Below are 20923 nucleotides of genomic sequence, written 5' to 3'. Positions count from 1 at the left end.
TTTCCCGCCATCATTTGAAGCCCGAGGACGCGCCCATGAGCACCATAAAGCCGCTGAAGATCGACATCGTCTCCGACGTGGTCTGCCCGTGGTGCTATATCGGCAAGCGCCGGATCGAGAACGCGCTGGCGCTGGTGCCGGATGTGCCCGTCGAGGTGCGCTGGCGGCCGTTCTTCCTCAATTCCTGGGTGCCGCGCGAGGGCATCAGCCGCGACGAATATCTCACCGCCAAGTTCGGCTCGGTCGAAGCCTACAAGAGCATTGCCGGCCGCGTCGTCACGGCGGCGGGCGAGGAGGGCCTGACCTACCGGCCCGAGCTCGTAAAGCGCCAGCCCAACACCACCGATTGCCATCGCCTGATTCACTGGGCGGAAGCGCAGGGCAAATCCGGCGAGATGAAGCAGCGCCTGATGGAATTGTACTTTCGCGACGGCGGCGATCTCACCGACGTCGACGTGCTGGTGCAGGCCGCCGCGGATATCGGCCTCGATGCCGACGACGTGCGCAAGCGCCTTGCCACCGACGAGGACGTCGCGCTGATCTCGGGCCAGGCGCAGGAAGCGTCCGAGAAGGGCATCTCCGGCGTGCCGACCTTCGTACTGGCGCAGAAATACGCCATCTCCGGCGCCCAGCCCGCCGACCAGCTCGCCCGCGCCATCCGCCAGGTGTCGGGAGAGATCAACGCGCAGGCGGCGGAATAGCTCTGTGTCCCGGACGCGGTGCAGCGCTTCTTCAGCGGTGCACCGCAGAGCCGGGACCCACGCACGGACCCCGGATCAGCGGCTCACCGCTTCGCGCTACGCCGCATCCGGGGAACGCAGGTAACGCGATCCCCTCCATAGCGGTTGTCTCCGCACCTCTTTCATGCCCTGATATCCACACAGAACCAAGAAACCACAGGAAAACGCCATGATCTATGAGTTGAGGACCTACACCGTAAAGCCCGGCACGCTCGGGGACATGGTGAAGGCGGCGAGCACCGTGTCGGCTGACATCCGCAAGAACGACTACGGCAAGCTCGAGGGCTACTGGATGACCGAGATCGGGCCGCTCAACCAGGTCCTGCATATGTGGAGCTACAACAGTTTCGAGGAGCGCGGACGCCTTCGCGCCGAGCTCGCCAAGAATCCGCGCTGGACGGCCGAGTACATTCCGCTGATCCGCCCGCTCCTGGTCCGTCAGGACGTCCGCCTGATGAACGCGGTGAAGCCGCCGGTGGCCCCGGCATCATCAGGCAATATCTACGAACTGCGCAATTATCGCGGCAAGCCGGCCGGCGGCCTCAAGCAATGGCTCGATGCGTTCACGGCGGTGCTGCCGGAGCGCGAAAAATATTCAAAGATCGTGGGTTTGTGGACGACCGAAGCGGGCCAGCCCAACGAGGCCTGCCACATCTGGGCCTATCCCGATCTCAACGCGCGCGCGCAAGCGCGTGGCAACGCCATGAAGGACCCGGCCTGGCAGGAATTCCTCGGTAAGGGCCCGCGTTTCCTCGAGGAGATGCATTCGACCATCATGCTGCCGGCGCCGCACTCGCCGCTGAAGTGAGGTGGTAACGGCGAGTGCTTCGGCAAGGCCTCGCGCAACAAACCCCGCCGTCATCCTGAGGTGCTCGCCGTCTTCGGCGAGCCTCGAAGGATGGCTACGGGCTCGAACTGTCATCCTTCGAGGCTCGCAAGCGCTCGCACCTCAGGATGACGGTATCGTTTGCCGCTCCTACGTCCCCCTCAAATAGTAATTCGCACGCTTGCCGAGCGCGATGCGGCGCAGCACGCGGCGCATCGCCATCGAGGCGCGGAGCGGTTTGATCGCTGTGGTCACCGTGCGGTAGAAGGCGAGCTTGAGCGCGTCGCGCACCGGCTGCTTGCCGGGCGGCTGCTGCGGCAGGCCGATGCCGCGCAGCATCGAATTGAAGAAGTGCAAATCGTTGAGACGGCGCACTTCGCGCGTCTTCCAGGTGATCGCCATCGAAATCGAGAAAGAGTCAGCGGTGCGCACCCAATGCGGCCACTGATACGGCACGTAGCAGCCGTCGCCCGCGAACAGATGAAACTCCTTGCCGCGGGCGGCAAAGCTCTCGTCATATTTCAGATTGCGGTGCTTGGTCATCGAGCGCTCGATCTCGTCGTCGGGCACGATGGCGCGGTCGTTGTTGTCGAAGATGGTGAAGAATTTTTCGCCGTGGATGTGCACGAAGAAATTGTCTTCGCTGTCGAGATGGAATGGCGTGGTCGAATTCGGCGAGGACACGAACAGAAAACCTTCGAGCTGTTCGAAGCCGGCGTCGCCTAAGCTGTTGAAGCTGCGGGCGCGCGCCACCGAGAGCAGGGTGTCTTCGAGCAGCTGGCGATATTCCGGCGAATTCTCCACCCGCTTGAGCACCATCCAGGCGCCGGCGGTCTCGATGCTCTTCACCACTTCCACGGGATCGAGATCAACCGAGGGAATGGCGTCGGGATCCTGGCTGATCGCGACCTTGCCGGAATTGTATTCGATCAAATCGCGCGGCAGTTCGGCCGCGAGCTGCGCGATGCGCGGCAGCATCAAGAGCGGATGGCCGGCCAGCTTGTGGCGGATCGCGAACGGTTTTAGCGGAAAGTCGCGGCGCAGCGCGTCGTTATCGGCGGTGATGACCGGTGCTACGGCGGTCTGGGTATTCATGAGGATTTCTCCTGGCGTTCCCTGATGAAGCGGATGGCGCGGCGCGCCGGCTCGCGGGCGAGCTTGCGCAGCGTCAAGGCGGCTTGCGCCAGCGTTGCGACCACGTCGCCCCGCCGCAGCGGAAACAGCACGTCGCCGATCGCAAGCCGTCCGCGCCAGATCGGATTGATCATGGGGTGGTCGGCGTTGGCGGTGGAATCGACGAGCGCAATTGTGGGATCGGCGCAGAGATGCCGGGTCAGGTCGAGCGTCAGCTGCACGCCCGGCGAAAATTTCGAAAAGCGTTCGTCGACGCCGAGCTTGAAATAGAACGCTCGATCCTGATGCCGCAGCACGATGGCTGCTGCCACCGGCGTCTCGCCGGCGCGCAACGTTACGATCTCGCATTGAGCGGTGGCCGCGAGCGCGCAAGTGGCGCGGCGGACAAAGGCGGCATCGCCCGCGTGCTGCACCAGCGCCGTGCCGCGCTTGGCTTTCCAGCCGCTGGCTTCCAGGTTGAGGAAGGTCTCGATCGCCGCCGTAACCTCGGCGGGCGTGCGCGCAATGTCGAAATGCACCTCGCCATGGTCGCCAAGCCGGTTACGCTGGCGGCGCAATTCCTTGAGTTTCTTCGGTCCCAGCCCCTCGCGCAGCAACTCATCGGGGTCGAGGGTGGCATCGAGGGCGGCGCGGACATGCGACTGCAGCACGCGAGGCGTGAGACCGTCGCGGGCCAGGACAGCGGTGAAAGCCTTCATCGCGGCGCCGTCCAGCGACATGTCGCGCAGCATCAGCGCGTGGGCGCCGGCCTTGCGCGCGCCGTCCAACAGGCGCCCGGCTGCTTGTTCGGCATGATCGCGGCCCAGCAGCGGCGTGGACAGGGAGCCATAGGGATCGGCGCTGACCCAAACGGGCAGGGGAATCTTGTAGGCCCGCCACATCGAAATAACCGGCATCAACCCGGTCAGCTCGCCGGCATCGCTCCAGGCACTCAATGCAGAAGCACCGACGCGTCCGCGCGCGGAAGCGTTGACCGCCAGTTCCCATTCCGGGAGGTAATAGCCGTTGGGCTCGGCGACGCGCTCCGACAGCGCGCGCCATTGGGCGGCGGGCATTTCGGCAAGCGGCGTCAGCGCACCGGCAGGCGCCACCGGCGCGCGCGTGCGTGCGGCATCCCCTGGCGATGCACGACGGACTACCGATGTCTCTGCAATCTCGGCCACTTCCCCGTTTCCCCGGTCGCGATGTCGAGAGCGGCACCAATAGGGTGCCGCCTGCTTCCACCACGTTCTGGGGGCAACGCTAGCGCAGAGAAATGGAAAATGCCGGTGGGGCCGCGCTCGGATTTGAGCGGTTATGTTAACGGCTGCTTCAGCATGCCGCCGCCGGGCAGATGCTGCGAGGACAAGCGTTCAACCATCTCCGGCCGGGCAAGCGGCTGTCTTGACGGCCCGGATCGCAGGAGTGGGGACGTAGCCCCCGCCGGCGTGAACCGGCGGGAAGTATCTTCGTTAGCCAACTCTCAGATTTTCCGCGGAGGTCTTGCCACGGTTTTCTTTTTCTTCGTAGCTGACCTTGGCGCCCTCATTCAGGGAGCTCAGTCCGGCTTTTTCCACCGCCGAGATATGCACGAACACATCCTTGCCGCCGCTGTCGGGCTGGATAAACCCGAATCCCTTGGTTGCGTTGAACCACTTCACAGTACCTGTCGCCACGTCCGCACTCCCTGTTTTGATCGAGGCCGACAACCTAGGTCGGTCTGAGGGTGCTCCGCAAGGAAAACCCGCCGGGGCGGACCGCCAGGAGGCAACGGACGGCCAAAACCAGCCGGTTGGACTAGGCTGCGCAGTCGTTGGCCACGCGGCTGTCTGTGCCTGACGTCACCGATAATCGCTCGGGTTCCATGTGAGGTTACCGGTCTTCATTCGCCCGCTTCGGCCAGCTGGTACCGGACCGGTGTGTGGTGCCAGCCCTCATCGTGCTTGCGCCAATAGATATCCTTCAGCCGCGTCGAGATCGGCCCGGGCCGGTCGTTGCCGAGGATGCGCCCGCCGATGCGCGACGCCGGCATGACGCCGCCGGCGGTGGTCGCGAGAAAGACCTCGTCCGCGTGGTCGAGCGCCGACCGCGGGATCGGCTCGACCGCCGCCTCGATGCCGAGTTCGGCGCACAGGTCCAGCACCGATTGCCGCGTGATTCCGCGCAGGCTGCCGCGGTCGGGCGTGCTCACCCGGCCGTCCCTGACGACAAAGACGTTGAAGCCCGGCCCCTCGGTGAGAAAACCCTGCGCGTCACACAGCACGGCGGTGTCGAACCCGGCATCGTGCGCCTCCATCAGGCCGGAGGTCAGGTCGTTCCACTGATAGTTCTTCACCGTGGGATCGACCGAGGCGTCGGGTACCCGCGGCGTCGAGGCGATGAATACATGCGCGCCGCGCGCCTGCACGTCTTTCGGCACGACGTCGATCCACGGCAGCGCATACGCGATCAAATGGTTTTCGCAATCCGCCGGCCGGCGCGATCCCATAACCCGCGGCCGTCCGCGCGAGGCCACCATCGCGACATAGGCGTCCGCCAGGCCGGTCAGCGCGACACAGCGATGCAGGATCGCCTCGATCGCGGCGCGGTCTTCCGGCGGATGGATCCGGCGCTTTTCCATCGAGCGCTCGAACCGGTCGAGGTGATCTCGGAGCCGGAAGAAGCCGCCCTTGAACACATGCACGACGTCATAGACGACATCGGAGCGCGTAAATCCCCAATCCGTCACCGGCAGCGTCGCCTCGGCGATCGGAACATAGCGTCCCCGGACGTAGCCGGCGCCATCGGGGTAGGGGGCGGTGGTCATGGGGTGTCTCCCGGTTCATATCCCAAAGAGTAGATTAGCCGACTTGTCCGACGGAGCTCGCTCAATTTCGCCTGGTTTACTGTCGCGCAACGCTCTCTCCGCGCGATGTCCCTCGCTTTCTCCGCACCCGCAGGTCAGCCATGACTTTTATGGCCGCCGCGAGGACCAGCGCGCAAAGCGCCGCCTTCGACATCGTCTCCATCGTGCCCTCGATCAGTATGGCATGGACCACACTTCCTGCGACGATGACGATCGCGAGGGGCATATGGACGATACGCCACGTTCGCGCTCGCAGTCCCAATCGCCGGCGAAGTGCAGCTATAATCGCGACGGCGAAGATGGCCCACATGGCGACCACACCCCAGGGGGAAAACGGCGTCGGCGATGCGAAGAGAAGGGCGTCAATCATGTCGGGAGGACTGGTGATCCAGAGGCCCCCGACGTGGACCACCACCGCCGCCACGAGCACGCCTCCGATCCAGTGATGTGCACGCCGTCCACGATAAGCCGACAGTCCCGGTAAATATCCGCCGATCAGCAAGGGCTGAACGAGCACAAGACCCATTGCGACAATCCCTGCGAACCCGGCCAGGATGTAGACCGGACCGCGCCATGCGAGCAGCGGGCTCGCTGCCGCAGCGGCGATCGGCACGCAAATGGCTGCTGCAAGGGCGGCCCAGGTCAGGGTCACCTTCGCCAATCTCATCCCCGTGTTCCCAACTCGATCAGGCCGGCTGAAGGACGAAGTGCGCCTCGAGGCTGGTATCCTTGGCGCTGCGCATCACGGGACGTAGAAAGACGGTTTTGAATTCGCCGCTGTCATAGGCGAGGTGACCATGCGGCTGGCCAAAGATCGGAATGATCTGCGGCATCTCGAGGCGGAACGCCCCGTTCTTGTCGGTGTGCGTGGCCCCGTGACTACGCTGGTCGTCCTCCCGCCCTTCGGTCGTGTGCGCCCAGATCTGGACGCGCTGCCCGGCAAGCGGGGCCCCGTCGCCTGCGCGGCGTACGGTGCCGGCCATCCAGAAGCCACCCTTGCCGATCCGATCCACGGTCGGCGCGCCCTTGAGGTAGTTGTTGGCCCCGCCCGGCATCGAAGGGGTCGGTGCGAGGCCCTCCGCGCGGGCGGGCAACAGCAGCCCGGAAACCCCGGTTGCCAGGACGGAGCCGCCGGCGGCGAGGAGGTTGCGGCGATTGAGTACGAAGGTGTTCATGTAAATTCCTCCTCGCGACCGTGCAGTTGCTCCGCCCAGAGTACAACAACAAGCGCGACAGGCCCAGTTGAGGGAGGCGAAGCGCGCGATGGGTCACAATAACAGTGTTGTGAACGGGTGTGCCGGCCGCTCGTCGTTGACGAGGCATACTCAGCAGCGTCCGGGGTATTGGTCCTTCGCTCCTGGTCGCCGATGGATGCCAGGCGATCGATGGCTTGTCTGCTTCCGGGACCCTAAACGGACATTTCTGCCGATCCGAGCTTTCGTCCTTTCCTGCAGCAATTGTTTAGTCGCAGAATTCGTCCAAGTTCGCCGGGAGACTGGTCAGAGGAGGGGATAATGCGCGCGTTTCTGCCAGCTGTCTTCTTGCTCATTTCGCTTTCGTCTACCGCGAGTCGATTTTGCTGACGATGGCCGCTCACGGGGATAAAGCAGACGATCACAGCCACGGCCGCCGACGTCTGCTAGGGGCAATTTGAATTTGGGACACCTTCGTTGTCCGATCTGTACATTCTCGCAATCCATACCGCTTCGCATTGCTGTTGAACCTTCGCGAAGTTCCCGTGACCCACACTAAGGGGCTTTGGGACCATAGGAGGTTCTGATGACGAAGCATCGAACGATTACTGGGTTCGTCGCTGTCGCTCTGCTCGCTGTTGCCGCAACCGCTGCCACCATGAGGCCGTCCTCGGTTTGGACCAACGGCTTTGTCGCCTCTACCGGCACAACCATGTTGAAGGGCCTCGAGGTTGACGCGAACAAGCTTCCAGCCGCGAGTTTTGACGATCGCTGGTTCGCGATGTCAACTTCGACAACTGACACGCCTGAGCGCACGCTCGCGGATCGCTAGGCGCCGCCGCACCGGGGTGTGCTGGACGAAATTTGTAATGACCTAGCGATTGGGTATCCGGCCGCGTGCACGACGGGATGATCAGGGAGGTACATTCACACCACACTGGCAGTCGTTCGAAATTCCAACTTTTCGAAGGAGGCAACGATGAACGTACTGAGATCTGCAATCGTCGGCGTGGTCCTGGTTTCGGCCAATACGCTGGTCCGCGCGGACGTCATCGGCGACTGGAACAACACGGCAGTGGACGTGATGAAGGCAGTCAACGTTGGCGGTAATCCGTGGACGCGCAGCATGGCCCTGGTGAATGTATCCATGTCCGACGCGGTCAACTCGGTGCAGAACCGATATTCCCGTTACGTACCAGAGCTTCCAACTGACCCGAACGCCTCGGCCGAGGCCGCGGCCGCCGCGGCTGCCCGCGAAATTCTCATGCGCCAGTATCCTGGCCAGAAGGAGCGGATTGAAGCGGCCTTCGCAGAAACGATGAAAACCATTCCGGACAATCCCGCACGGGCTGCGGGTATTGATCTAGGTGTGAAAGTTGCGGACGCTGTTTTCACGGAACGGCAGAGCGACGCGACAAACACGCCCGACACATATCGTCCGCTCACGACGCCTGGCGTGTGGGTACCGACCACGCCGCCGCTCTTTCCTCAGTATGCCACGGCCAAGCCTTGGGGCATGGAAAGCGCGAGTCAGTTCCGCCCGGGTCCGCCCCCGGCACTCAACAGTGCGCTTTATGCGCGCGATTACAACGAAACCAAGGAAATGGGCGGAGTGAAAAGCACGAAGCGCACCGACGCGCAGTCCGACGTCGTGCGCTTCTGGACACAGGCCAACCTTGGGCCCGCATGGTTCCAGGCTGCCAGGCAGGCTTCCGCTCGTCATAACCTCTCCCTGCCAGAAAGTGCGCGAGTGTTCGCACTGATGTCGATGGCTCTCGCCAACTGCTTCATCCTCGATTGGGACGCCAAATTCCAATACAATTTTTGGCGGCCGATCACCGCGATCCGCAACGGCGACCAGGACAGTAACGATGCGACTGAACGCGACGCCGGGTGGCAGCCTCTGAACGCCACGCCGATGCATCCGGAATACCCGTCGCAGGCGGGCATCAACGCGGGCGCGGCGCGAACCGTTCTGGAAGCTGTTTTCGGCAACGGGACGGAAGAATTCGTCGCGACCGACATTTCCGACGCCCGCCTTTCACGCAAATTCACCAGCTTTGCGCAACTGGCCCAGGAGCACAAAGAGGTGCGCATCTGGGGCGGTATTCATTTCCGCAATTCGCTGGACGTCGGAGATGCGATGGGTCGCAAGGTCGCTGATCATCTCGTGGTAAACTACATGAGGCCGACGAGGTAGGCCCATGCTCGGAGCCATCTCAAGGCGCCTGCTTACTGGCGGCGCGTTGTTGCTCTCCGTGTTTCTTGCCGCTGATGCGGCGGAGACCGACGACGATATGCCCGACCTTGTGGACCAGATCAAAGGGATGGCCTTGGAGGTCGCGCTCGAGTTGCAGCGGATCTGTCCCCCTGCTGCCCCCTCGGACCAGGCAGCCTTCGACCAATGCCGGCGCAGCCTATTCGGCGACTCCGCGCTGCGGCGCAGCCTCGCGACGAGGCTCCTGTGGGGCCGCCGGAATCAGGACGCCGGGGCATCGCTCAACGACACCAATCTCACGCAGTTCGCGCCCGATGTCATTGCCGGCCTCTACTTGCCGCTGTTCATGTTCAGCGGCGAGTACGGCACCGAGTACGTCGAGCGCGAGCGATTGTACCTGATCCGTCTGCGTGCAGGGTTCCGCAACCTGTTGCCGCCTGGGCAGTTTCCGTATCCGTTCTGGCATCAAGAGGCGAAGTGGCGTGTTTATCAGACCGCCAATTCGGTTCTGCTCTGGGTCAATCCCAAGACCGCGAAGATCGTCATCGGGCAATTTACCGAGCGGGGCAGCGATAGCCCTGTTGTCTCCAGCGAACCGATATGGCCCAGGTTTGACGGCAAATGGATGTGGATGGACAAGGAAGGACGCATCCAGCCGCGCGTGACGCTCTTCGACGGCTTGTTCCGACAGAACAATCCTTATCTGCCAAGGCTCGACTCCACCTACAGGACGCTGGCGTTGCGGATGCGCGACGCGCAATGCGACAATTGTCACGTGCCGAACAACCCCATGCCGATGCGCCGCTTGGTGCTTATGCACACACCGGCCCACGCGGCAGGCGAGATTGCGCGGTTCATGACGGCGGTGCGCGAGGACAGGATGCCGCTGGACGATACCGGCGCCGAACAGCCGCTCGAACCTGCGCTCAAACGTGCGCTACTCGAAAGCGGCGCAGCTTTCGAAGAGTCGGTGATGGCTGCAAAAGATTGGGAAACGGCACATCGGGATTGAAAGGCACGCGACGGATCTGGCGGTCATGGCAGGTCAAGCAGATAATCACAGCCCCATGTGCCGGTGTCTGCTAGTGGGCACTTTTCGGAAGTGGCGGCCTTGATGCGTGATATCCGCTGTTTGGGAAAGAGCGGACGTCAGGTTTGAGACCACGGCCGCATCCGGTTCCAGAATTAACCCGCAGCGAGCGTATCAAGCTTAATACGCGAGTTTCGTTGCCGCGTGCGAACGCAGGCCTATCATTCCGGGTAGTCGTGCGGATTTGAGAGGTGTCCAGATCACCAATCCAGCGTACCGCTCGACCAGGGGCGCCGCTGTAGGCGGCGTCCCGCTCAAATTGATCCTGCTGCACGCTTCACGGGACTGCCATGTCGACTGTCGAGCAAGTGCTAAAGTCCGCAGGTCGAGAGCGTCGCGCGATCGGCCGGACGCACATCAATCGGGGTGCGCTGTTATACTTTCATGGCGGGGCCGGTGTCCTTCCTTGTTGCGTTCGCGACGTGACGAATTCTGGAGCCGGCGTTCGTTTGGAGCAGCTAAACGTGTTGCCGGTGGAATTCGATCTGTCGTTCGATAATTTTCGGACGGTTCGGGAGTGTCGCTTGGTCTGGCGAGACGCTGACTTCATCGGCGTCGCGTTCGGGGCCTGACCGTTGGGATCCAAAGCATGACGAAACGCGAACGCGGCGATCTAGTTTATGGGGTCGTCGCGACTGCGCTCGTATGTGTATTCATGACCATCATGATTTTCTCGCAATGATGGTTTCGCTTGTCGGAGGTTGCGCAGCGGCGCGGCGAGAGACCTGCAGATTGATCTGGACCAGTTCATAGGCGGCGAAATGAGGCCGAGCCGAACGGGGGCACGCTTTCCAAGCAATGGAACGATTGTTGCCGAGATTGCTTGATTCTACACGACCGGGTGCAACGTCCCCCACAGTGTACCCGATGAAAAGACGGCCCCAGTCGCTGCCCCGCCGCTGGGGCCGTTTTCGCCTTGTTTGGGGCTCAGAGCCCAAGTTCTTGATCAACGGCCAAGTCTGTGCCGTCGCCGATGTGGTTTGGGCTCAGGAGGGTCTGTTCCAGTAATTGCGCGATACCACGCGGCGTCTGATTGTGCGCGCGCTCTGTCAGCGGCAAGATTGGATTGTCCACGATAGAACTGACTTAGGCCGAGGTAGCAATCGGTGCGCGCGGGTCCGTGAGGTATTGCTTCGCAGTTCACCTGCGCGCTCGCAACGACGGGAAAGACCGCCAACAAGATTGCGACGACACCAACGGTCCAATATGTCATGCCGCCTCCAGGCGATTTGCTCACGCTGGCCGGTCGGACTTTTATCAAGTCGCTTGTTCTTCCGTCTGGGACGGCCGTTCCAAACGGCAGCCCGGGCTTTGCGATGCCAACGCGCGCTGTGCTGCCCTTTAAGGGATTAGTTACCAGTCATTGTCAAGCTTGCCGCCATTGCAGATAGGTCGCGACGAGCGATAGCGAATTTCCGAAACGCTTTAATCCGACCGGCCCGGTTGGCGGTCTCCATAGGAGGCCCACTATGTTCAAGGGCTTCGTGATTGCAGTCTTGCTTATGCTTGGTGCATCGCAGCTAGATCAGTACTTCTGTAATGGCAGGTACACCGACGGTACGATGTCGATGCTGCGACAAATCAGGCACTCCTTTCGCAGTTGAAGGTCGCTTCGGTGGACGCCGCTGCGCGCAGGGTCCCGCGTCTGCGAAGGTTGGCGCAGCCGAGCCCTATAACTGCCGCTGGTTACTTCCGGCCAGCGACTGCTGCTCGCCCTTTGGTGCACGGCTTCGCGCATCATCGTACCCAGCGCGATAGCGCCCGATTACGCCGGTAGTTGGCCGCTGGTATGTCCGTTCACCGCGGTAGACCCGAAGTCGCCGTGGTCCGGTCAAACCGACGCGAATGATCCAAGGCGGACGTCAGCCGTGCGTCTTGCAGCGATGACGCGAACCGTTAGTATCACGCGGAATGATCGCAATGTCCGCCCTGGAGCGTAAGACATACAACGACGTATCATGAGAAGTTGAGAGGGAGACCCGTTACATGAGCATCGCCGATCCCAACAAAACGATCCTGACGGGCGAGAACCCGTTTATCCGCTTGAGCCCGAAGGACGGCGAACCGAACTCGACAGAGGCGAGCTATTGGCGGATCATTTTTTCGCCGGCTGGTCCCGGACACGTTCTCTACTTGAAGAGCGAACTGACGGAAGGTCGCTGGCGTATTTACTCCGACAACATCGCGATGGCGCGGTGGCTGCAGTCTACCGTACAGGGCATGCTCAATGCCGAACTTTCCGACACAGCCATCCCTTGTGCGGACGCGCAATTCTCCAAAGCCGGAGATCCTCGCTACTTCTGGACTGAACATATCAAGTCGCACGGCGAAGACATCTCACTTACCTGGTTCGATATCGGCGAACCGCTGCTCATCCACTCGCAGCCGAACCAGATTCCCGACCGGCGCTACGGCGTGTGCACCGTGCTGATCCCGGCGCTCGGCACGCGTCTCGTCCGCAACGGCGTCGAGGCGCAGGGCCGATCCTGGCCGCGGGAGCGCGAGGGGCGGCCATTCTCGACGTCGGCGTTGGCATTCTCGGAAAGCTGGACGGAAGCGGTCTGAGGCGGAGCTGCCAATCAGTCTCCGCCTTCTCCGAGCCTTGCATCAGCCGGAACATGTCGAATTGACGAGAAGGCGCTTCATGCTGCCGGCTACGCACGCATGATCTCTGTACGTCCGCTCGTTGGTGTCTGCTGCTGGCGCCTGGCGGACAGCGACATATTAGCGAGCCCGCTTTGCCGCCAGGAGCGGGCATTTCGGGTTGGTTTTTGACGGTGGGCTCAATTGGTCAACGCAACACTCTAATTTTTTAGCAAAGCTGGAGTGTGGACAAGAAACAGCGACGTCGCATTTACTAGGCGGCGCCTATTGCCCGTGACGGTCAGCCACACCTGGCCTGTTTTCCCTTTCTGACCCATCGGCACACCGGCGAGTTTGGCCTCCGAGCGCGGCTTTTGACACGGCCTTGACATGCGCATAGCCAGACACCGGCCACCAAGTATGCTACTGACGGTTTAATTTCCGAGCCTTGGGGGTGCCCTTGAGCAGTCAGCACTTAGAGCGGCGACTCGCTGCGATTCTGGTGGCGGATGTTGCGGACTCATGCCGCTTGATAGGAATCGACGAAGAAGGGACGGTAGAGCAACTCAAGGTTCTGAGAGCGGTCCTCTTTGATCCCAAAGTCACCGAGTATCGCGGACGCATCGTCAAGAACACGGGTGACGGCGCGCTTGTCGAGTTCGCTAGTGTGGTCGACGCCGTGCGATGTGCCGACGAAATTCAGCGCGGTGTGGTCGAACGAAACGTTAACGTGCCACAGAACGAACGGATCGAGCTTCGTATAGGCATTCACGTCGGTGATATCATCATAGAAGAGCATGATATCTATGGTGACGCGGTCAACATTGCTGTGCGCCTCGAAGGGATTGCAGAACCGGGTGGCATCTGCATTTCCGAAGATGCCCGCCGACAGATTCGGGCCAAGGTCGGTCTCGATTACGACGATATGGGTTCTCGGACGTTGAAGAATATCGCCGAACCGATACACGTTTGGCGGGTTCGCGCAAACGGTCCAACCACTGCACTTGATGGTCAGACGGCTTTCCGCGAACCACTTGCAGTGCGATCTGCTACTGGCACGGCTGAATCAGAATGGCCCCTCCGGTTAATGGCCGGCGACCAAAACCCGCCGGCTCATTCAGCGCTGACCGATCCGAGATTGCACCAGATGGTCGGACGTGACGCCACACTCCAGTCGTTGGAACGGATAACCCAACGCATGCTGACCGGGCAGCGGCAAATCGCTCTCGTCACTGGAGAGGCTGGAATCGGTAAGACGGCCTTCATCGAAATGGCCGTGGCGCAGTTAACGCAGCACGGCGTCGATTTGTTGTACGGGCGTTGCACGGAGAGGTTTGGAACCGATGAAGTCTTCCTGCCCCTGATCGACGCTCTGGTAACCCGCTGTCGCGCGGCAGGCGGTGAAGAACTGCTGACGGCAATTCGTAACCACGCGCCAACCTGGCTGCTGCACATACCGGGCGCGGTCGATGCGGCCGAGCGTGCTGCGCTCCAAAGCGAAGTATTTGGCGCCACCCGCGAGCGCATGCTGCGCGAATTTTGCGATCTTTTGGAAGCGCTGAGTACAATTCGTCCGTGGGCCTTTGTTCTTGAGGATTTACATTGGAGCGACTTTGCTACGCTGGACATGCTGTCTCGCTTTGCGCGAGGCACTCGCAAGGCGTCGGTGCTGGTGCTGGGTTCTTATCGGCCGGCTGATAGTGCCATTGGCGGTCATCCAATCCGGCGGTTGCATCAGGATCTGGAGATCCATGGGTGTTGCACCGAGTTGCGACTAGATCGATTGTCGCGCCCGGAAGTTGAGCAGTATGTTGCGCTACGATTTGGCGACAGCGCGTTCGCTCCAGCCATGGCCGAAGCCGTGTTCGAGCGAACCCAAGGGCAGCCCTTGTTCATCGCATCGCTGCTCAAGCATTACATCGATCAGCGGGCGGTCGTCGAAATGGACGGCGTCTGGCGCCTGTCATCGGAGAAGGCGATTTCTCAGGATGATGTACCGGACGACTTGCTGAATATGATCACCTATCAGGTAACCCGCCTTACGGAAGAGGAACGGCGGTTGCTCAACGTCGCCAGCGTGGCCGGTGTGGAATTTTCTGCGGCGCTGGTGGCAGCGGGCTTGTTGCGCGACACCGTCGAGGTTGAACGTGACCTCAATACATTAGCCCGCAAGGACCATATGTTGGTCCGGGCGAGTGCAACCGACTGGCCGGATGGCACGTATTCGGGATCATATGCCTTCCGTCATATTCTCTATCAAAATGTCATTTATCAGCATCTTGCAACGGGAGAGCGCGTGCAATTGCACAGGCGCTTGGGCAATCGATTGGAAAAGGCGTTTGATCACCGCACCTCGGAAATCGCATCGGTGCTCGCGCTCCATTTTGAGCAAGGCCGCGATTTTGCAAGCGCCTTGCGCTATCTCGCACAAGCGGCGGAAAGTTCCGCCAAGCGGCTTGGCCACTCGGAAGCGGCCAGCTATCTGACGCGCGGTCTAAGTATTCTTGATCGCTCCGATGCGGCCGACCGGTTCCGGGCGCGCATTTCCGTATTGCGACAGCGTAGCCTGGCCCTTCGCTCAAGTGGCAATCTCGCCGGCTCCGTAAGTGATCTCAACGAAATGATTGCCTGCGCACGACAAGCCGGCGAGCTTCGGCAGGAGGTCTCCGGGCTTCTCGCGCTTAGTCGGTACTGCTTGCATGCCGATCGGAAAGCCTGCCTCAAGGCCGCTGAAGATGTGCTGGCCAGAAGCCAACACCTCGAGGATGACGCCTTCAAGGCGATGGTGCAAGGCAGCAGCGCCAGCATCAACCTGTATCTCAAGGGATGGCAGGACAAGGATGCCGCGCTTTGCAGGAAAGCGATGGAATTAAGCGAAGGAGCGCAAGACCACGGCACGCTGCTCCGTCGTTACGGGATCGAGGGGATTCTCGACTGTTGGAGGTCGCGGTACCAGGAGTGTCGTCGCTCCGCCGCGCATGGCAAACGATTGGCAAGCGAGGCCGGAGATGTGTACGTCTTCGTCATTTTCAACATCCTGGATTCGACCGCGCTCATCCATCTGGGTAAGTGGCGGGAACTGCAGCTCGAAACCTCGATGGCCATGGAATTGGCGACGAAAAACGCAAACGCACCGGCCAGTGCGTTGTGCCGTTTGACACTGGCATGGATGCACGCCGAGGCGATGGATTTTGATGGAGCCCGTGCGCTCTGCGAAGGCGTCGACGACAGGATCCTCAACAGAAACCAGTTCGCCTATTTTATTCATCGAGCGGTCTTGGCGAAGGCCTTCGTAGGACTGGGCGACCTGGGACGAGCAAGCAAACAATTCGACGATGTCCAGCACCGCCTCGAGGAGGATGGCGTCCCGCTGGACTTCACGATATTCACCCAACTCTATTATTGCCTGGGTGAATATTGTCTGCGGATTGCCGAATTGAATAAGGCGCGTAGTTGGGCCATCCAGCTTCGCGACTACGCCGCTCCGGCGCCCGATCGCAATCATCTGGCGCTCGCCCATGGTCTGTTGGCCCGGATTGCGTTTGCGGCAGGCGACTGGGAGGAGGCACGGGATCACTTGTCCCGCGCCTTGCCGATTGTCGACGATGCCGATTTTCCGCTCGCCGCATGGAGAGTTTATAGCGCCGCTACCGAAATCTACATGAGTATGGGAGAAACCGAGGAGGCGATTAAATACCAGAACCGCTTTTCGACGGTTCTACGCACTCTCGCGAAAAATTTTGATGCCGACGATTACCTGCACAAGTGTTTGTTGACGGCTGTGGCGACGTATACGGCTCGATGGGATCTTGCCGTCTAGCGCCTGTTTGCCCTGCGGTTCTTAACCTGCTCGCTGCCGCGCGGAAGTTAATGCTGCCGCAGCAATCTTCTGGTGCCTTCGTTCTGCGCGCGACGGATGCGACAGATCAACCCGACGGCCGCGCCCGGCGTAGCCTTGGCGAAACCGGGGGCAAATCACTTCTGTGTTTCAGGAGCGGTGTCAAGACCGGCGCTACGGCGTGTGCACCGTGCTGATCCCAGCGCTCGGCACGCGTCTCGTCCGCAACGGCGTCGAGGCGAAAGGGCGATCCTGGCCGCGGGAACGTGAGAGGCGGTCATTTTCGACGTCGGCGTTGGCTATCCCACGCTCGGGCGCAGCCAGCGGGCGATATGGACTAGCGACGTCCTGATCGCTTGAGTTCGGTGACCTGATGCTTCTCCCCGGCCAGCTTCCCCCCGGCGAGCAGGCTGCTGCAATACCACCAGACTCCACGGTCGGTCGCACCCAAAAACAGTCCGGTTTCCCTGCACTCAGAATAGGTTTTGTAGTTGCGTACGTTTCTGCACGTTGGCGAGAACTGCCAAAGACTCCCCGACGCGGAGCATCCATTCCAGGGTTGGTTGCCGTACTTGAAACTTGTTTGGTGACCATCGGTGTAACTGCTGGAGGTTCTCTCAAGTGCGGCAAACCTCGCCATTACGGAACCTGGCGCAGCCGATGGCGTTTGAGCGCTTGGCGATGTCCGGCGAGATGCAACTATATTTGCCACCCGTTTCGGCCTTTGTGGCCTTGCCACCTGCCTCGGCGCTTCGACCGTGATGGTAGGAAGCGGGGTGGCAGAGCCTGTTGCGGTTTGCGACATTGCCGTACCGCTCGGGCCGCACAACAACGCCGTTGACAGGATAGCGACAGCTGAGGGCGCGACAAAGCCTGACGACAATCTCATGACATGTCCTTCCAAATCCGGGATGGAAATCGTCCCGAGTGCACGGTACCATACATTCCGAATTGCGCTACCGAGGGTTGAAAAGATATCTGTCGATGCCCGCCATCGACATGGCGGCCAAGACCGCTCGCTTAACGCGGCTCTTTCGGACCTCGCGCCATGCCTGAATCGGGTCCGTAGTGCGCGGTAAGGCGGACGTCCCGTGATCGCTTGAACGCATGGGTTTAGGCCGCAATCTACCAATGCCTTGAAAACTGCGTCGCCTCCTGCGCAATAGAAATCTGCGCGCGACGGATGCGACAGATCAACCCGACGGGCAAATCACTTCGGTTTTGCGGAAATCATGTCAAGCACAAAATTTCCGTAAATCAAAAATATTTCCCTTTCCCTCGAGCCCAAATCACCTGCACATAAACACCCATCCCGTCCCACTCAGAGGGGCGTCGGCCGTCGTCATGACGAGGGGCGGGTCGCGGTGGACGCTGAGGTTGCGATTGACGGTCGCGGCTGATGCGTACGGCGAAAGCGTGTGGTCCTGACGCCCGTAACGGCGTCAAGTCTTTCGGGAGCCAACGCTTCCGGGGGGCGACGGTGGCAATAGAGGCCGTCTCACCGGGGAGAGCGCGTTATAAGCCGTAAAGCCATTGCGCAGGGAATGTCGGATGCTCTCCGCTGCCCTGTATGCTCGTGTGCAGCTTTGTTTGCACTATTCGCACACGAGACCGCGGGTGCAGCGCGCATCCGGCATTCCCTGCGCCCTCTGGATTCCTAGAGGGCGGAACGAAATTGAAAACCTCGGGCGCAATGCGTCGCGGGAATGCGAAACCATATCCTCGTCGTCCCGGCGAAGGCCGGGACCCACGCGGCTCCAATTGTTAATAAAGAAAGATAACGACTACCGCGCAAACAATTACCGCCGGTGGTTATGGGTCCCCCGATGCGCAATTGCGCATCTGAGCTCAAGGCCGGGACGACAGCGCTCTTTGAGATTCGAATCCGTCCTAACCGATCAGCCCACACCAGCACCGTTAAATCGGCTCGTAGCTCTCCGTCGCGCAGGTGTCTTCCGCCTCGACGTGGCGGCGATCGAAAATCGCGCCGTTGGAAATGGTGATGCGATAGGTTTGCGTGCCGAGCGGCTTGCCGTTCACCGAGGTCAGATCGGCCTTGACGCAGGCGGTCCAGCCCGTTCCGCGCAGCTCGGGGCGCGGCGCCGAGAACTGTACTCCTCTCGGATTGGATGCTGCCAGGAACACCGAATCCAGTTTTTCGCTGAGCAGACGTTTGAGGTCCGGCGGCGCCTCGAGCGGCGGCGGTTCGGGTGCTTTGGCGCGCATGAATTCCGGCACCGGCGAGCGGACGTCGGCAAAGCCGCAGCCCGCCAGCACAAGCGCTCCGCCCGCGATCAACGCAATGTGAACAATGACCCGCCCCATCGCCGGCTTTCTACCCCGGGACGGCGAAAATTGCGCCCCCCGGCGGCGATCAAATTGTGCGGCCGATCGGGCCACGCCGATCAACATTTGCTGAACAGCGCATCCGGACAGGCTATCATGCCCCGGATACCGATCCCGGGATTGCCATCATCCCGACGGAACGTAGCCGAACAGGATGGCGAAGAAAGCAGGGGCGATGAAGACCATTACGATTGCGGCATTCATTCTGGCGTTGCTTGCGATGCCGGCGCACGCCCAGGGCCGGCGACAGCAAGGTGGTGGTGAGGAAACGAGAGCGAAGCAGGACACCAAGCCGAAGGTGGACGAGAAAGCCTACAAGGCTGCGCTCGATCGAATTCCCGAACCGAAGGAAAAATACGATCCCTGGGGCGTCGCGCGCCCGGCGGAACCCGCCAGGAAATCCAAGTAATCCAAGAAATCCAAGTAAACCAAATTGATTACATCAAATCGCGCGGGCTTATGCCTGCGACAAATTCGTCGTTGAACTGAGTCTGTGTCCCACCTCACACTGCCTGACTTGCTTGAACCTTTACCACCAAGACCTTGACCAATTTGCAGCCTGCATTGCCGGAGGTGGCCCCATGTTTCGTCACGCGCTTTTCCATCTGGTGTTTCCGGCGGCGCTGCTGCTGGGCGCGCATTCCGCCTCCGCCGAAAGCCGTCTCGCGCTGGTGATCGGTCAATCGGCCTATAAATCCGTTCCGGCGCTGCCCAATCCGATCAACGACGCCAAGGCGGTCAGCCAGATGCTGATCGATTCCGGCTTCGAGGTTTCGACCGCTTCCGATCTGTCGCAAAGCCAGATTCGCGACCAGCTCTCCGAGTTCGCCGGCAAGGTCGCGTCCAAGGGCGGCGATTCCATCGCGCTGGTGTATTACGCCGGACATGGCGTGCAGATCGACGGCGAGAATTTTCTGGTGCCGGTCGACATCGATCCGAAGCGGGAATCCGACATTCCGATCCAGGCGGTTCGGCTGAACGACGTCTTGAACACGCTGACCTCGGCGCCGAGCAAGATGCGTATCCTGCTGCTCGATGCCTGCCGTAACAATCCGTTCCCTAGCATAGCCAGGAGCGCGGGCGGCGGGCTCGCGATCATCGACGCCAAGATCGGCGCGCCGAATACGTTTCTGTCGTTCTCGACCTCGCCCGGTGCGGTGGCCGAGGATGGCACGGGCAGCAACAGTCCCTACACCACCGCGCTGATCGCCGCGGCCAAGGAAACCAACATTCCGATCGAGGAAACCTTCAAGCGCACGCGCGTGTCGGTCAACAAGGCGACCGACGGTCGGCAGACGCCGTGGGACAGCTCCTCGTTGACCGAGGATTTCAGATTTTCCGGCACCCCGGTGGCCGGTCCGAAGCTGGCCGCGACCAAGAAAACCGTCGAGGAGTGGACGCGCGAATTGAAGGGCAAGCCGGTCGAGGCCGCGAATGAAATCATCGTCGCCGATGGCACCGATGAATCCTACGAGGCGTTTGCCAATCTGTACGCGCAGACTCCGCTCGGTGCGCTGGCCCGCGACTGGCTCAATCGGCACAAGCGCATGGTGGCGTGGAACAATGCTGTCATCGCAAACACCGCGGCGGGCTATCGCGCCTTCCTGACGAGATTCCCGGACAGCGATTTGACGCCGACCGCGCGCACGATGGAAGAGCGCCTGCGCAACCGTCCCGAGATCATCCCGGCGGTGGCGGTGAGCGGCGGCGCTACGCCGCAGAACGTCGCGCTGACCTGTCCCTGCACCCCGCCGGCGTCAGCGCCGCAGCTGAAGAAGAACAATACGCCGATCAAGCGCGTCGACCCGGATCCGCCCAAGCGCGTCGAGCGTGCGCCGCCGAAGCGGGCGCGCGGGCCCGACTACTATGATGATGAAGTGGTCTATCGCCGCCCGCCGCCGCGCGAGGTGTATGAGCCCGTCGGGCCGCCCGTCGGCGTCGGCATCGGGATTGGCATCGGTGGCGGCGGCTATGGCGGCGGCGGTCACCAGGGCGGCCGGGGCAGATACTGAGGCGGCAATCACGTCATCGATCTTGCAGGAGAGCGCCGCGCGTGCGGCGCTTCTCCTTGCGGAGATAGCATGCGAAGCCTGATCGGCCTGTTCGCCTCGCTCTCGTTGTCACGCTGCCG

16 protein-coding genes are annotated in these 20923 nt (G+C 61.4%); 9 read left to right on the top strand and 7 right to left on the bottom strand.

Features of this window, described 5'->3' with window-relative positions; all coding sequences use genetic code 11:
• The first annotated feature begins 35 nt into the window (after positions 1-35).
• Positions 36-701: a DsbA family oxidoreductase gene (locus JQ629_RS17145; RefSeq protein WP_212413663.1), complete on the top strand. Its 666-nt coding sequence runs from the start codon at positions 36-38 to the stop codon at positions 699-701.
• 208 nt (positions 702-909) lie between these two features.
• Complete coding sequence (locus JQ629_RS17140) at positions 910-1548, top strand: NIPSNAP family protein (protein ID WP_212413662.1); 639 nt, start codon at positions 910-912, stop codon at positions 1546-1548.
• A gap of 168 nt (positions 1549-1716) precedes the next feature.
• Here JQ629_RS17140 and JQ629_RS17135 read toward each other — a convergent pair whose 3' ends face one another.
• The 6 genes from JQ629_RS17135 to JQ629_RS17110 form a co-directional block, all read right to left on the bottom strand.
• Positions 1717-2661, bottom strand: a complete 945-nt coding sequence (locus JQ629_RS17135) for a cupin-like domain-containing protein (RefSeq protein ID WP_212413661.1) — start codon at positions 2659-2661, stop codon at positions 1717-1719.
• Positions 2658-3863, bottom strand: a complete 1206-nt coding sequence (locus JQ629_RS17130) for a GNAT family N-acetyltransferase (protein ID WP_502753082.1) — start codon at positions 3861-3863, stop codon at positions 2658-2660. Before JQ629_RS17130 ends, JQ629_RS17135 begins: the two co-directional genes overlap by 4 nt.
• A gap of 288 nt (positions 3864-4151) precedes the next feature.
• Positions 4152-4355, bottom strand: coding sequence for a cold-shock protein (locus JQ629_RS17125; protein WP_192734282.1), 204 nt, complete (start codon positions 4353-4355; stop codon positions 4152-4154).
• A 206-nt stretch (positions 4356-4561) separates the two neighbouring features.
• Positions 4562-5485, bottom strand: coding sequence for an aminotransferase class IV (locus tag JQ629_RS17120; protein WP_212264345.1), 924 nt, complete (start codon positions 5483-5485; stop codon positions 4562-4564).
• A 76-nt stretch (positions 5486-5561) separates the two neighbouring features.
• Complete coding sequence (locus JQ629_RS17115; RefSeq protein WP_212413660.1) at positions 5562-6191, bottom strand: ferric reductase-like transmembrane domain-containing protein; 630 nt, start codon at positions 6189-6191, stop codon at positions 5562-5564.
• 19 nt (positions 6192-6210) lie between these two features.
• Positions 6211-6699: a peptidase associated/transthyretin-like domain-containing protein gene (locus JQ629_RS17110; protein WP_212413659.1), complete on the bottom strand. Its 489-nt coding sequence runs from the start codon at positions 6697-6699 to the stop codon at positions 6211-6213.
• A 604-nt stretch (positions 6700-7303) separates the two neighbouring features.
• On the opposite strand from JQ629_RS17110, the gene JQ629_RS17105 reads away from it, so the two are divergent.
• The 5 genes from JQ629_RS17105 (at position 7304) to JQ629_RS17085 (ending at position 16428) form a co-directional block, all read left to right on the top strand.
• A complete protein-coding gene (locus JQ629_RS17105) occupies positions 7304-7549 on the top strand; it encodes a hypothetical protein (protein ID WP_212413658.1) in 246 nt (81 codons plus the stop codon).
• Between the two features lie 147 nt (positions 7550-7696).
• A complete protein-coding gene (locus JQ629_RS17100; RefSeq protein ID WP_212413657.1) occupies positions 7697-8917 on the top strand; it encodes a vanadium-dependent haloperoxidase in 1221 nt (406 codons plus the stop codon).
• A gap of 4 nt (positions 8918-8921) precedes the next feature.
• Entirely contained in the window at positions 8922-9947 is a 1026-nt protein-coding gene (locus JQ629_RS17095) for a hypothetical protein (RefSeq protein ID WP_212413656.1), read from the top strand.
• Positions 9948-12011: 2064 nt separating this feature from the next.
• Positions 12012-12590: a hypothetical protein gene (locus tag JQ629_RS17090; RefSeq protein ID WP_212387145.1), complete on the top strand. Its 579-nt coding sequence runs from the start codon at positions 12012-12014 to the stop codon at positions 12588-12590.
• A 478-nt stretch (positions 12591-13068) separates the two neighbouring features.
• A complete protein-coding gene (locus JQ629_RS17085; protein ID WP_212413655.1) occupies positions 13069-16428 on the top strand; it encodes an AAA family ATPase in 3360 nt (1119 codons plus the stop codon).
• A 1935-nt stretch (positions 16429-18363) separates the two neighbouring features.
• Here the strand turns inward: JQ629_RS17085 and JQ629_RS17080 are convergent.
• Complete coding sequence (locus JQ629_RS17080; RefSeq protein ID WP_212413654.1) at positions 18364-18771, bottom strand: hypothetical protein; 408 nt, start codon at positions 18769-18771, stop codon at positions 18364-18366.
• A 196-nt stretch (positions 18772-18967) separates the two neighbouring features.
• On the opposite strand from JQ629_RS17080, the gene JQ629_RS17075 reads away from it, so the two are divergent.
• Positions 18968-19201 carry a hypothetical protein gene (locus JQ629_RS17075; RefSeq protein WP_212413719.1) on the top strand — a complete coding sequence of 78 codons (234 nt, stop codon included), beginning with the start codon at positions 18968-18970 and terminating at the stop codon, positions 19199-19201.
• Between the two features lie 172 nt (positions 19202-19373).
• Positions 19374-20804, top strand: coding sequence for a caspase family protein (locus JQ629_RS17070; RefSeq protein ID WP_212413653.1), 1431 nt, complete (start codon positions 19374-19376; stop codon positions 20802-20804).
• Positions 20805-20923 lie beyond the last annotated feature (119 nt).

Source organism: Bradyrhizobium sp. AUGA SZCCT0222, from assembly GCF_018130205.1.
In the GTDB taxonomy this organism is placed as follows: Bacteria; Pseudomonadota; Alphaproteobacteria; order Rhizobiales; family Xanthobacteraceae; genus Bradyrhizobium.
This window is presented reverse-complemented; position numbering and strand designations above follow the sequence as displayed.